Origin of the sequence: Providencia sp. PROV073, assembly GCF_033688125.1 — a bacterium.
GTDB classification, from domain to species: Bacteria; Pseudomonadota; Gammaproteobacteria; order Enterobacterales; family Enterobacteriaceae; genus Providencia; species Providencia hangzhouensis.
Genome location: NZ_CP096353.1, coordinates 1,023,648 through 1,036,177, shown reverse-complemented (window position 1 = coordinate 1,036,177; position 12,530 = coordinate 1,023,648). Strand labels below are relative to the sequence as shown.

At 38.4% G+C, this 12,530-nt stretch carries 10 protein-coding genes and 1 pseudogene; 4 read left to right on the top strand and 7 right to left on the bottom strand.

Features of this window, described 5'->3' with window-relative positions:
* Nucleotides 1-384 precede the first annotated feature (384 nt).
* On the top strand, nucleotides 385-1,122 hold the full coding sequence (locus M1F17_RS04600; protein ID WP_094962038.1) for a L,D-transpeptidase family protein: 738 nt from the start codon (nucleotides 385-387) through the stop codon (nucleotides 1,120-1,122).
* On the opposite strand, the gene M1F17_RS04595 is transcribed toward M1F17_RS04600, so the two are convergent.
* Together M1F17_RS04595 and lpcA are read right to left on the bottom strand one after the other, a co-directional pair.
* Nucleotides 1,093-1,860, bottom strand: coding sequence for a class II glutamine amidotransferase (locus tag M1F17_RS04595; protein WP_004264748.1), 768 nt, complete (start codon nucleotides 1,858-1,860; stop codon nucleotides 1,093-1,095). The two genes, M1F17_RS04600 and M1F17_RS04595, sit on opposite strands and share 30 nt — an antisense overlap.
* Nucleotides 1,861-1,887: 27 nt before the next feature.
* Nucleotides 1,888-2,466, bottom strand: coding sequence for a D-sedoheptulose 7-phosphate isomerase (lpcA, locus tag M1F17_RS04590; RefSeq protein ID WP_164564681.1), 579 nt, complete (start codon nucleotides 2,464-2,466; stop codon nucleotides 1,888-1,890).
* Between the two features lie 390 nt (nucleotides 2,467-2,856).
* Between lpcA and fadE the strand changes: the two genes are divergently transcribed.
* Nucleotides 2,857-5,322, top strand: a complete 2,466-nt coding sequence (gene fadE, locus M1F17_RS04585; RefSeq protein ID WP_198633783.1) for an acyl-CoA dehydrogenase FadE — start codon at nucleotides 2,857-2,859, stop codon at nucleotides 5,320-5,322.
* 89 nt (nucleotides 5,323-5,411) lie between these two features.
* Here fadE and M1F17_RS04580 read toward each other — a convergent pair whose 3' ends face one another.
* The 4 genes from M1F17_RS04580 to lysA all read right to left on the bottom strand — a co-directional run bounded on the left by M1F17_RS04580 (nucleotide 5,412) and on the right by lysA (nucleotide 9,426).
* Nucleotides 5,412-6,107, bottom strand: a complete 696-nt coding sequence (locus M1F17_RS04580; protein ID WP_004264740.1) for a hypothetical protein — start codon at nucleotides 6,105-6,107, stop codon at nucleotides 5,412-5,414.
* A gap of 145 nt (nucleotides 6,108-6,252) precedes the next feature.
* Nucleotides 6,253-7,338: a hypothetical protein gene (locus M1F17_RS04575; RefSeq protein WP_272674216.1), complete on the bottom strand. Its 1,086-nt coding sequence runs from the start codon at nucleotides 7,336-7,338 to the stop codon at nucleotides 6,253-6,255.
* Nucleotides 7,339-7,359: 21 nt separating this feature from the next.
* Nucleotides 7,360-7,995 (bottom strand): sel1 repeat family protein, encoded by a 636-nt coding sequence (locus M1F17_RS04570; protein WP_318837268.1) that lies wholly within the window; start codon nucleotides 7,993-7,995, stop codon nucleotides 7,360-7,362.
* 171 nt (nucleotides 7,996-8,166) lie between these two features.
* A complete protein-coding gene (gene lysA, locus M1F17_RS04565; RefSeq protein WP_004264731.1) occupies nucleotides 8,167-9,426 on the bottom strand; it encodes a diaminopimelate decarboxylase in 1,260 nt (419 codons plus the stop codon).
* Nucleotides 9,427-9,552: 126 nt separating this feature from the next.
* Here lysA and M1F17_RS04560 point away from each other — a divergent pair, with 126 nt between their 5' ends.
* A complete protein-coding gene (locus M1F17_RS04560; RefSeq protein WP_094962044.1) occupies nucleotides 9,553-10,488 on the top strand; it encodes a LysR family transcriptional regulator in 936 nt (311 codons plus the stop codon).
* Here the strand turns inward: M1F17_RS04560 and M1F17_RS04555 are convergent.
* Nucleotides 10,462-11,383: pseudogene (locus tag M1F17_RS04555) on the bottom strand (LysR family transcriptional regulator). The gene M1F17_RS04560 and the pseudogene M1F17_RS04555 sit on opposite strands and share 27 nt — an antisense overlap.
* Nucleotides 11,384-11,513: 130 nt before the next feature.
* Between M1F17_RS04555 and M1F17_RS04550 the strand changes: the two are divergent.
* Nucleotides 11,514-12,386 carry an MBL fold metallo-hydrolase gene (locus tag M1F17_RS04550; protein WP_318837267.1) on the top strand — a complete coding sequence of 291 codons (873 nt, stop codon included), beginning with the start codon at nucleotides 11,514-11,516 and terminating at the stop codon, nucleotides 12,384-12,386.
* Nucleotides 12,387-12,530: the final 144 nt, after the last annotated feature.

Below are 12,530 nucleotides of genomic sequence, written 5' to 3'. Positions count from 1 at the left end.
AGCTAACGATTCAGCAATGAATGATAGCGACTCATTAAATAAAAAATAGCTCAAGTAATCGTCATCACTTAAGCAGGTATTCTCACATAATTGTTACTAAATTTTATCTTCTGCCACCCACAATTTTATCAGTTCCCACTCTCTATGTCCGGCTATAGAAGTGACATAGTTCAAGCAAATTGCATTAATATTTAAATTTTTCTGTTAACAATTCGGTATTATCGATATTTAAGCTCATATTTATCGATCATTGTTTATTATTTACACAATAAAGGTTCATTTAAAAACTATTAACAAACTATATTAATTTTCGATTTACTCGTCTAGAATGCATAAAATATGTACTCTTTTTGTTCAAAAACATTTTCTTGATATGGCTTAAATATGAAATTAAGTAAATTTTTTAGTGCAATTTTTTTATTTGTACTCATATATTCTCCTGCTATTCAGGCAAGTAACTATTCATTTCTACTTAATAATAACGTATCGGATAGCTCAAACTCATCCATTTTTATTCAAATATTTAAGCAAGAAGGTTTATTAGAACTCTACCAAAAAACACCATCAGGAAAATATAAACTGTCGAAAACTTACCCAATTTGTAAGTTTTCAGGAGGGCTAGGTCCCAAAAAAATTGAAGGCGACCTGAAAAGTCCAGAAGGATTTTATCAAATTACAGCGGAACAGCTCAATCCTAATAGTCGGTATTACCGATCTATCAATATTGGTTTTCCTAATGAGTTTGATAAAGCGCAAGGCTATAGCGGTAGCTATCTTATGATCCACGGCAGTTGCGTTTCGGTGGGATGTTATGCCATGACCGATAAATATATGGGTGAGATTTACCAAACAGTAGAAACGGCCTTACTCAGCGGACAGTCGGTCATTAATGTCAACATTTACCCATTTAAAATGACAAATGAAAATATGCTGCGCTACCGTAATTCCAGCCATTATGCCTTCTGGAAGCAGCTACAACCCGCTTACGAGTATTTCAACCGCACAGGAAGGCCTGCCGAGGTGTCGGTCGCTTTAGGTAAATATGCGGTTATTGACCAAGCTGATACCCCAACAAAATTGTTAGGGTCTAAATCACAATATGCGCTCACCAAGATAGAATAAGACGAAATTACCAGGGTCAATTCGCTGCCAGTTTTCGTTACCCGTTAGTGGTTGCGTTGCGATAACAGAGACCACATCAGTGGGGGTCGTGCACTGCTCAAAATCGATTTCAATATCTTGGTCAAGTAATTTTGCTTTACCAAACGGTGCCTTACGCGTTAACCAATGTAAATTCGTCGAGCTAAAGGCCATCATATATTGCCCATCAGACAGCAACATATTAAATACCCCTTTATGACGTAATTGGTCAGCTAATGTCGCAATAAAACGGAACACGCTTTTCCAATTCGATGGCCTGCGTGGGTATTTTTCACTGAGTTGATGAAGTATCCAACAAAATGCCCATTCGCTATCAGTTTCACCTATTGGGCAATAACGTCCAGTTTTCAGTGTACGATACCCCTTTAACTGCCCATTATGCGCATAAGTCCAATTACGTCCCCATAGCTCACGAGTAAAGGGGTGAGTATTTGCTAACGACACATCCCCTCGATTTGCTTGGCGAATATGCGCAACAACACTTTCTGATTTAATCGGGTATTCCTGCACAAAACGAGCGACAGGTGATAAAAAACTAGGTTGAGGATCTTTAAATGTGCGACACCCGAGTCCCTCATAAAAGGTAATTCCCCAACCATCTTTATGTGGGCCTGTTTGGCCCCCTCGGGAAATTAACCCACTTAGGCTAAACGAAATATCGGTTGGAACATTGGCACTCATGCCAAGTAACTCGCACATTTAAAAGCTCCTGAAACAATAATAACGTTACTTCACCATCTCTTTTTCGATTAACTGAATTAAGATATGAATAACTTTAATATGAATTTCTTGGATACGGTCGGCATACCCAAAGTGTGGAACACGAATTTCAATATCCGCGGTTCCAGCCATTTTCCCGCCATCTTTCCCTGTTAGCGTGATGACTTTCATACCTTTTTCACGCGCAGCGGCAATCGCTTTAATAATGTTTCCTGAATTACCTGAGGTAGAAATTCCGAGTAAAACATCACCTTTCATGCCAACAGCTTCGATAAAGCGCGAAAAAACAAACTCATAGCCGAAGTCATTACTCACACAAGATAAATGACTCACATCTGAAATAGCAATCGCAGGATAACCTGGGCGGTTTTCGCGATAACGCCCAGTTAATTCTTCAGCAAAATGCATTGCATCACAGTGAGAGCCCCCATTACCACAAGATAATACTTTGCCACCTGCTTTAAAAGAGTCAGCAAGTAGAACGGCAGCCTGTTGGATAGCATTAATATTGGCATCATCGCTAAGGAAATTCGATAACGTCTCGGCCGCTTCAGTCAGCTCGCCGCGGATTAAGTCTTGATACATGAGATTTCCTCTTAATTAAGAATACGTTACAGAAATTACGATTAATTTACATCCAAATTATCCTAAAAGAAAAATGGCGTTCCATGGCAAAACTCAGATAGATATCAGTAATTAATCTTTAATAGTCAGATTGTTGCACAGGGATAATTTTGTTTCTACTTTTGATTGTGCTGTCATGACCCTATCGACAAAATTCACCGTATCTCATAACCAATAACCTGACTTTTCATAAAACAAATAAGACTAATTACTACGATAATTTCCTTTATATGACGTTTTTGTGAGCTAAGTTGTAATTAAGATGTAAATACATTGCTAATCCTTTATTAATAGGTATAGATTAAAGCAACAAACAGGTCAGACCTCTTACAAGTGGACAGGAGCTTAACTATGATCCTTCTCAGCATTGTGTTATTTCTCGCCTTAATCGGCGTACTTTGTTACCACAAAACCTCTTTAGTTTTTAGCTCAATATTATTATTGGCCTATACCGCGGTTATGGGGGTCATCAATATTTGGAGCTACTGGATGTTACTGCCAGTTGCCTTGGTTTTATTTCCTTTTGTCTTCACTCCCGTACGTCAATCGCTTTTCTCTATCCGCGCGATGAAAATGTTCCAAAAAGTCATGCCGCCAATGTCAAGTACAGAAAAAGAAGCCATTGACGCTGGAACAACGTGGTGGGAAGGTGACCTTTTCCGTGGTGCTCCAGATTGGAATAAACTGCATAACTACCCAAAACCACAATTAACCGCAGAAGAACAAGCTTTTATGGATGGGCCCGTTGAAACTGTTTGTGGTATGGTCAATGACTTCGAAGTTAGCCATGAACTTGCGGATCTTCCTCCTGAAGTGTGGCAATACCTACGTGATCACCGTTTCTTCGCTATGATCATCAAAAAAGAATATGGTGGCCTTGAGTTTTCTGCTTATGCACAGTCTCAAGTTCTACAAAAACTCGCTGGCGTATCCGGTATTCTTGCTATCACTGTTGGTGTTCCAAATTCATTAGGCCCTGGCGAACTACTACAGCATTATGGGACTGACGAACAAAAACAACGCTATTTACCGGGCTTAGCGACGGGTGAAGAAATTCCATGTTTTGCATTAACGAGCCCTGAAGCAGGCTCAGATGCTGGTGCAATCCCAGATTCAGGTGTCGTTTGTATGGGAGAATGGCAAGGTGAGCAAGTATTAGGAATGCGTTTAACATGGAACAAACGCTATATTACCTTAGCACCAATTGCCACTGTACTAGGTCTCGCATTCAAACTTTCAGACCCTGATAAACTCTTAGGTGGCGAGAAAAACCTTGGTATCACCTGTGCGTTAATTCCAACTAATACCCCAGGTGTTGAAATTGGTCACCGCCACTTCCCACTAAATATTCCATTTATGAATGGTCCTACACGTGGAAAAGATATTTTTGTTCCAATCGATTACATTATTGGTGGGCCAAAAATGGCTGGCCAAGGTTGGAGAATGTTGGTTGAGTGCCTTTCAGTGGGTCGTGGCATTACATTGCCATCCAATTCAACGGGGAGCTTAAAAAGCATTGCAATGGCAACGGGCGCTTATTCCTATATTCGCCGTCAATTCAAATTACCTATTGGTAAAATGGAAGGTATTGAAGAGCCGCTAGCGCGCATCGCGGGTAATACCTATCTAATGGATGCAGCAGCAACTCTCATCACCTCTGGAATTATGTTAGGTGAGAAACCTGCCGTTTTATCCGCTATTGTTAAATACCACTGTACACACCGTGGCCAGCGCGCCATTATTGATGCCATGGATATTACGGGTGGTAAAGGAATCTGTCTTGGGGATTCAAACTTTGTTGCCAGAGCCTATCAAGGCGCACCTATCGCCATTACAGTTGAAGGGGCAAATATCCTAACCCGCAGTATGATCATCTTCGGTCAAGGCGCTATCCGTTGCCATCCTTTTGTATTAGAAGAAATGGCCGCAGCGCAGGACAATAACTTACATAAATTCGATAAAGCCGTATTTGGGCATATTGGACATGTGGTTAGTAACCAATTCCGTAGCTTCTGGCTTGGTTTAACCAATGGCCGTGGAAGTCATGCACCAACCAAAGATGAAACACGTCGTTACTATCAAATGCTAAACCGCCAAAGTGCCAACTTAGCATTGCTATCCGATGTTGCTATGGGTGTGTTAGGCGGTAGCTTGAAACGCCGTGAACGTATCTCTGCTCGTTTAGGGGATATTTTAAGCCACTTGTATCTCGCATCTGCAACCTTAAAACGTTATGAAGATGAAGGTCGCCAGAAAGCAGACTTACCATTAGTGAAATGGGCGGTTGAAGATTGTTTATATCAATCAGAAAAAGCGATGGATGACCTCCTGAAAAACTTCCCTAACAAATTGGTTGCCGGGATCATGCGCATCACACTGTTCCCTACTGGCCGTGCGATGTCGACACCATCAGACCGACTAGACCATAAACTGGCTCAAATTCTGATGGAGCCATCAGAAACACGCGACAGATTGGGCCGTGGGCAGTATTTAACACCTACGGAAAACAACCCTCATGGCTTAGTTAACCAAGCCTTGCTGGATATCATTGCCGCTGAACCTATTTTCGAACGTATTTGCCGCTTAAAAGAGCGTAAGCTCAGCTTTACTCGCTTAGATAAGCTTGCTGACCAACTACTTCCTGAAAACGTAATTACGCAAGAAGAAGCTGATATCTTGCGTAAAGCAGAAGCAAGCCGGTTACGGACGATTAACGTCGATGAGTTTGAGTTTGATGATTTGGGTGTACTTCCGACAAAAAAGTCACCAGATGAACCTTCAAATGAAGAAACTAGTAAGAAAAAGAAAGCGGCTTAATTAATTATTAAGTTTATTAAGTAATAAAAAAACTCAAGGAGTTATTCGCCCCTTGAGTTTTTTATTAGTGCAAATTATACATCAATTTTCTACGTACTCGGGGAGTTTGCTCGTTGTTTAGCCTCTAATATATAAGGTCGTAATTTAATTTTATTATCCCAGTCACCTAGCTTAAATTGACAAATCTCCCCACCTTCATTTGCACAAATTGTTAGATACTCTTTTGCTTTGTCTATTTTTCCAAATTCATAAAAATAGATTTCAGAGGCGGCCTCTAACGCTAATAGACGGTAATAACCTTTAGTTTCTATCAACCTTTCCCAATATTTTATTGACTGCTCTAAATCAATCTCCACACCAACTCCGTGGTTATTAAAGTAAGCTAATCGGTATAAACCCAGCTGAAAATTAGGATCAATCATTACAGCTTTATTTAAATATTCTAAACCAATTAAACAATTTTCATCTGCAATTCGCTTTAAATTGACTAGACTTTTTTCAGAACAGGTCGAATCATCAAAATATAATAAAAATAAAAGATAATGGGTTTTGGCGTCACCTTCATCTACTTTATTTTTGAGTAGATAAAATTTCTCTGCTGTCTCAATTGGTGTCATGGCCTGAAAAAAATTTTTCTCTTCTTCATGCTTCATATTATTAGTAGAAAAAGCAAGCATCCTATACGACGGAGGTTTCACGTCACTACTTTGTAAAAAATTTTCACTATATGAATATGAATCATATCCACTGAGAATAAAAACTAACACAACCAATAACCATTTCATATTAACCCATTAAATACGCGATCGTTATTTGATTTTAAAAATGGTAGTGTATTTTTCATTGTAGTCATTAATACATTATTTAAGCTTATAGATGACTCACTATTAAATAATGAAATCAACTCTGCTAGTTGATTTTCAGGATGAGCTATATCTTTTTGTTTAAACCACACATCAACAATATCTGTTTTTTTCCATCAATCCAAGTTACCTCTGATATTAATTTATGTTGATTACTATTTCCATCCACATAATCAGAAAATGAATAATTTAAGCTTATTGATGAAATACCGGCCTTACTCAAACCTAATAATTCTTCAGACTGCGTTTTACCATCACTGTTTTTATCTCGCCATAACTTAAGATATTCCCAGTAAAAATCATCATTACTAACAAATCCATCATTATTGCTATCAAAATCCATTAAGCCATCAAAGCCATTTAATGCAAAACAACCATTTTCTTTCAGATAATCACCCCCAAATAACTCACTAGAATCATTAATAATTCCATCACTATTTTTATCCATCACCAATAATGCATCACTGGGAGAAACCCATCCGGTTTTTTTTAGCTCTCCATTAAATTTAAATAGCACACCAAAATCATATGATAAAGTTTCCACTCCATTATTATTTAAGTCAATAATTAAAGGTGTTTTATAGTCCTTTGCTATTTCCTTTATTTTCTTTAAGTTTTTCTTCGGTGTTCCTGCTAATTTAATACCATTGACACCAGACTTCTCAAGAAACTCACTCACGAAGTCAATACAATTATTTGATATCAAGTTATAATTTTCATTACCATCCGAATTATTTTTGATTGAATTATATGTCTTAAATAAATTATTTAAATCATTATCAAACACAGGTCCTTGTCCCACAATTGTCAAAGATGATGCTTCTGAATACTTATTATGATCATCGAATGAAATATTATCCGTATTGGTCAAAAAACTATTACCAGCACTAAAACCTATAGATACGCTTTCAAATTGGTTACTTTCCGGATTTATGCCTTTAAGGCCAATAAATATATGACCAAAAGAAGAATCCCCTATATTTGTATTATCACCTACAACATCTATATATTGGCTATCTGGCGGAGAAACAAATATAGTAAAGCTAGGTCCTCCATAGCTAGAGAAACCATTATCATCTAATTCAAACAATCGACTATCACCTTCATTTACGCTTTGTAAATAATGTTCTGGTATATATTCTTTAACATCCATACATCCCTCCTTTTATCTCTATTAATTTCTCATATAGTTATCTATATCATTGAGATATTTTTTACATTTTTCGCTACCATTTTTAGCACCAATATCTGCATAATATCTAGATTTATCAATATTTTTTATATTTCCATCATCATCAAAAAGAGTAATTTCAACTAAGTAATCACAGACTAATACAGAATCTCTCCCTCCTTTTTTTATTATTTCATCTAGAATTAGATTTGCTTTATTTTCATTTTCATTCAATACAACCCCTTTATGATAAAGTTTACTCATTTCAAATAACGCCATATTATTATCAGGATTTATATTAACTGATTCAATTAAGTAATTAACAGCTTTTTTGCAGATGAAATTAGGTATCGACGGTTTAAAATCAAAATACTTGCAATTAGAATCCTTAAGGAATAATTTAAAAAATAATAAATTACTATTTGAATCTCCTGATGCAGCCTTTTCAACTAACAAAAAGAAATCTTTTTCATTTCTTGGTGGTGGGTACTCATCACTAATAGATGGTTCATATATTAAATACTTACTATCATAATTAAATGATAACATCCTATATGATGGCATAATGATATCTCTTTTAAAATCATTAGCTTTACACTCTAAAAAGGCTAAGCCAAGTATAAAAATCATCAATTTCATATTATTCTCATTTAAATAAAATCAATCATTAGAAGAAAATAAATTTATTTTTACATATAAAAAAGTATTGTAAATAACCTAAAAGAGTAGTTTTAACCTTAATTAAAAACAAAAAAATCCAGCCATTTATTTAATAGCTGGACCCATTAATTTTTTGAGGAATTATTTAAATTACAACTCCAACGCCAATAATTCCTCTATCGTTTGGCGACGGCGAATCAATTGTGGTTTGCCATTCACAAACATCACTTCGGGTAATAATGGGCGGCTATTGTAGTTTGAAGACATGGATGCACCATAAGCGCCAGTGTCATGAAAAACCAGAAAATCGCCAACTTTCACCTCGGGTAAAGCGCGGGTTACCACTAAACCGCCCTCTAACTGGGTAAATACATCTCCTGATTCACACAGAGGGCCAGCGACAATAGTGTCTTTTAGTTGAGCCCCATCAACATTACGTCCATCCGTGGGTAATACTGAAATATGGTGATAGCTGCCATACATCGCTGGGCGCATTAGGTCATTAAAACCACTGTCTACAAGCACATAGTGGCGGCTACCCATATCTTTAACGGCTCGCACTTCAGCTAACAATACGCCTGATTCCGCAACCAAATATCGGCCAGGTTCTATTTCAAGTTCAATTTTGTGCCCTAAGTGTTGTTCGATACGTTGGCGAGCGTTATCCCATAAGCTGTAATAATGCTGCACATCGATTAATTCATCACCTTCACGATAAGGGGTTGATAACCCACCACCTGCTGAAATGGCATGAAGGTCAACCCCTGCGGTTGTGACTAGCGCCACCATAGAATCACACACATCGGCAAGATGTTGATAGTCAACCCCAGAACCAATATGCATATGAATACCAACCAATGACAAATTGTAATGGCGAATTTTTTCTAACGCTAAAGATAAGTCTTCATGCCAAATACCGTGCTTACTATTTTCGCCGCCAGTATTAGTTTTTTGGCTATGACCGTGACCAAAACCAGGGTTGATACGCAGCCAAACAGGATGGCCAGCTTTTTGCTCGCCAATTTGTTCAAGCATATCAATCGAGCCTGCATTCACAGGGATATCTAACTCAGTCACTTTCGCTAATGTCGCCCTATCGAGCACATCTGCTGTAAAGACGATTTCTGAGTTTTCACGCCCGGGCTGGAATCCTGCCACCAGCGCACGTTCAATTTCCCCTAAGGAAACGGAATCGACTTTAACGCCTTGTTGTTTCATTAAGCGAAGGATATGAATATTCGAGCACGCTTTTTGTGCAAAGCGCACGGTATCAAAAACTTGTAATTGCTTGATACGCTCAATGATCACCGCGCTATCATAAACCCAAACAGGGCTACCATACTGCTCAGGTAATGCGCGTAAATACTCAGGGGTTAAATATTGGCTTGTTGTCGTTGCGAATGAAGTCATTGTCTTTCTCGTTTGCAAGTTTTTATTATATTAAAAGCTATTATTCAAAGAATAATACGGGAAAAAAAATATCTATTTTGCTAAAATCTATTCATATTTGATATAGACTTTATTTAAGGACTTTTTATGCAAGCCATTTCATGGCGGCACATCGAAATATTCCGTGCGGTGATGACCACCCCCAACCTGACGGAAGCCGCTGCGCTGCTGAACACTTCACAACCCACTATCAGCCGTGAACTTGCTCGCTTAGAATACCTTTTACAGTTTAAGTTATTCGATAGAGTCAAAGGGCGGTTACAACCTACTGCACAAGGTTTACGGTTTCTTGAAGAGGTTGAACGCTCCTATTATGGTTTAGAACGCATTAAAAATTCAGCGGAAACCATCCGGCGTTTCGAACATGCGCAAATATCGATAACCTGTCTACCTGCTTTCGCCCAATCTTTATTACCTCAGGTTTGCCAATCGTTTATGGAAAATTACCCTGATGTCAGCATCACGGTGATCCCACAAGAGTCCCCTGTATTAGAGGAATGGTTGTCAGCCCAACGTTACGATTTCGGCTTAACAGAGCATCTACAAATGCCACCAGGAACTGAACAACAAACACTAGGAAGTTTAAATGAAGTGTGTGTCTTACCGGCGAGCCACCCTTTAACCCAAAAAGAAGTGTTAACACCCAGCGATTTTCAAGGCCAACGTTTTATTAGCCTGTCATTAACTGACAGCTACCGTCAGTTGATTGACTCAACCTTTGCGGAACACCACGTCGAACGAAAAATGGTCATGGAAACGCATTCGGCATCATCCATTTGCGCTATGGCACTAAAAGGGATTGGAGTTTCTATTGTTAACCCGTTAACTGCATTAGATTTCCATCAACAATCAGCTGGGAAGTTAGCTCTACGCCCACTCAGTTTTTCGATTCCTTTTACTGTTAGTTTAATAAGGCCAATTCACCGCCCTTCATCACAATTGACCAATATTTTTACTCAACATTTAGAGGATAACTTTAATCAAATAAAAACTCAGCTAACTTCCGCGCTGTTGCATCAATAACTGCCAATGAGGTGAAGTTTCAAACCAATTAGCGAGATAATCAATCACCACCCTCAGGGCGGTTGGCATTTTTTGGCGGCTAGTATACACAGCGTAAATACCTAGTGGCATTGGAGTATATTCAGGTAATAACTGAACTAACTCACCCGAAGCCAAATGATTAGCAACTGAATAATAAGGTTGCATAGAGATACCCGCCCCCTGCAATGCTGCTTCAGCGAGAAATACGGATTCGTTAGCACTTAAGCGCCCATCAACTAACACTCTATGCTGCATGCCTGCTTTTTCAAATACCCATAAGCTACGACCAAAAAAATTGTAGGTTAAGCAATCAAGCAAAACTAAATCCTCTGGCTTTTCAGGCTGTTTTTTTTCCTTTTAAAAAGTCAGGTGAAGCACAAATGACAGAATGGCAAGTTGACAAGGATTTTGCGATTAAACTCGGTTCCAATTGATTCGTGATACGGATTGCCAAATCAATTCGTTCTTCTATCAAATTTACCGATTTATTCGATATTTGCATATCAATAGCCATATTCGGGTAGAGCTTCATAAACTCAGAAATAGCCACAGAAAGCGCACTTTGGGCGATTGATTGTGAACAACTAATACGCACTAAACCAGATAATGCTTTTGCATCAAGCTCTTGCTGCACAGGCACCATTTGGGAAATAGCATTAAGTTGCAAAGATTGTTGACATACCCCTTCCCCTGCTGAAGTTAGACTTAATTTCCGTGTGGTGCGATTTAATAAACGTACTCCCGCCCATTGCTCCATTTCTGACAAATAGCGTGTCACCATCGCTCTAGACATATCCAGTTTTTCTGCGGCTCCACTTAGGCTGCCTTGTTCAACGATAGTAATAAATACCTCAGCCGCTTTTAATCTATCCATACCATTCTCATTTGACCGAATTATGCAACAAACAACACCTAATTATGGGGTTTTTCATCTCATCATTGCAATTTAGTATACACGACATGCAAAACAAACTTTTCTGTATAACTTCATTTTAGGATACAACATGAAATTGACCTTATTAGCGGCAACCGCGCTATTTGCCACAACGATAAATCTGGCCCAAGCTGAAACACTCACACTAGATGTTTATAACCCTGGAAATAACAGCGTATTTCCAGTTTCCTCTGAAATAATTAGCGGTTCAAGTGAAGTGGTGTTGATTGATGCACAATTTCAAAAAAATGATGCACAACAATTGGTTGATAAGATTAAAAAACTCAATAAAAAATTAACTACGATTTACATTAGCCATTCTGACCCAGACTACTATTTTGGGCTAGATACCCTAACAAACGCCTTCCCAGAGGCTAAAGTGATCGCAACAGCAAACACAGTTGAAGCCATTAAAGCCACTAAAGATGGCAAGCTGGCTTACTGGGGCGGTGTATTAAAAGATGAAGCCCCTGCCCATGTTATCGTCCCTGAAGTGATTAAAGGAGACTACTTCACCGTTGATGGCGAAAAACTTGAAATTAAAGGCCTTGATGGCGTGTCACCAGATAGAACTTATCTCTGGGTTCCATCATTAAAAGCCGTTGTGGGTGGCGTTATTGTTTCTGACAATATTCATGTTTGGGTAGCGGATACCCAAACAGAAGAGTCACGCAAAAATTGGCTGCAAACATTAAAAGACATCAAAGCTCTGAACCCAGCAACCGTTGTTCCCGGCCACTTTACGGGGGCGTCTAAATTAGATGTAACGACGGCTTCTTTCACTCAAAAATATTTACAGGACTTTGAAAGTGCATATAAAACAAGTAAAAACTCAGGTGAGCTCATCCAAAAAGTTGCAGCGAAGTATCCACAATTAGATGATAAATCAAGCTTAGAACTTAGTGCAAAAGTCATTAAAGGCGAAATGAAATGGCCTCAGTAATTAAGTAATATTCACTATTTCAGCCAGTTGCGCGGTATGTCCCGTATCTACACACTGAATGACTTACCTAAAACAATTTGGCTGATTTAACTAGATGACAGTGGTATTAATCTTTTGATGATAATGATACAACTTAATTCAAAT

What these genes read in the sequence shown, in the direction of transcription:
- M1F17_RS04550 (WP_318837267.1), top strand. Translation starts at nt 11,514, where the DNA reads ATGAAATTGACCTTATTAGCGGCAACCGCGCTATTTGCCACAACGATA.
- M1F17_RS04600 (WP_094962038.1), top strand. Translation starts at nt 385, where the DNA reads ATGAAATTAAGTAAATTTTTTAGTGCAATTTTTTTATTTGTACTCATA.
- M1F17_RS04575 (WP_272674216.1), bottom strand. Translation starts at nt 7,338, where the DNA reads ATGGATGTTAAAGAATATATACCAGAACATTATTTACAAAGCGTAAAT.
- M1F17_RS04595 (WP_004264748.1), bottom strand. Translation starts at nt 1,860, where the DNA reads ATGTGCGAGTTACTTGGCATGAGTGCCAATGTTCCAACCGATATTTCG.
- M1F17_RS04570 (WP_318837268.1), bottom strand. Translation starts at nt 7,995, where the DNA reads ATGAAATTGATGATTTTTATACTTGGCTTAGCCTTTTTAGAGTGTAAA.
- M1F17_RS04560 (WP_094962044.1), top strand. Translation starts at nt 9,553, where the DNA reads ATGCAAGCCATTTCATGGCGGCACATCGAAATATTCCGTGCGGTGATG.
- M1F17_RS04580 (WP_004264740.1), bottom strand. Translation starts at nt 6,107, where the DNA reads ATGAAATGGTTATTGGTTGTGTTAGTTTTTATTCTCAGTGGATATGAT.
- lysA (WP_004264731.1), bottom strand. Translation starts at nt 9,426, where the DNA reads ATGACTTCATTCGCAACGACAACAAGCCAATATTTAACCCCTGAGTAT.
- lpcA (WP_164564681.1), bottom strand. Translation starts at nt 2,466, where the DNA reads ATGTATCAAGACTTAATCCGCGGCGAGCTGACTGAAGCGGCCGAGACG.
- fadE (WP_198633783.1), top strand. Translation starts at nt 2,857, where the DNA reads ATGATCCTTCTCAGCATTGTGTTATTTCTCGCCTTAATCGGCGTACTT.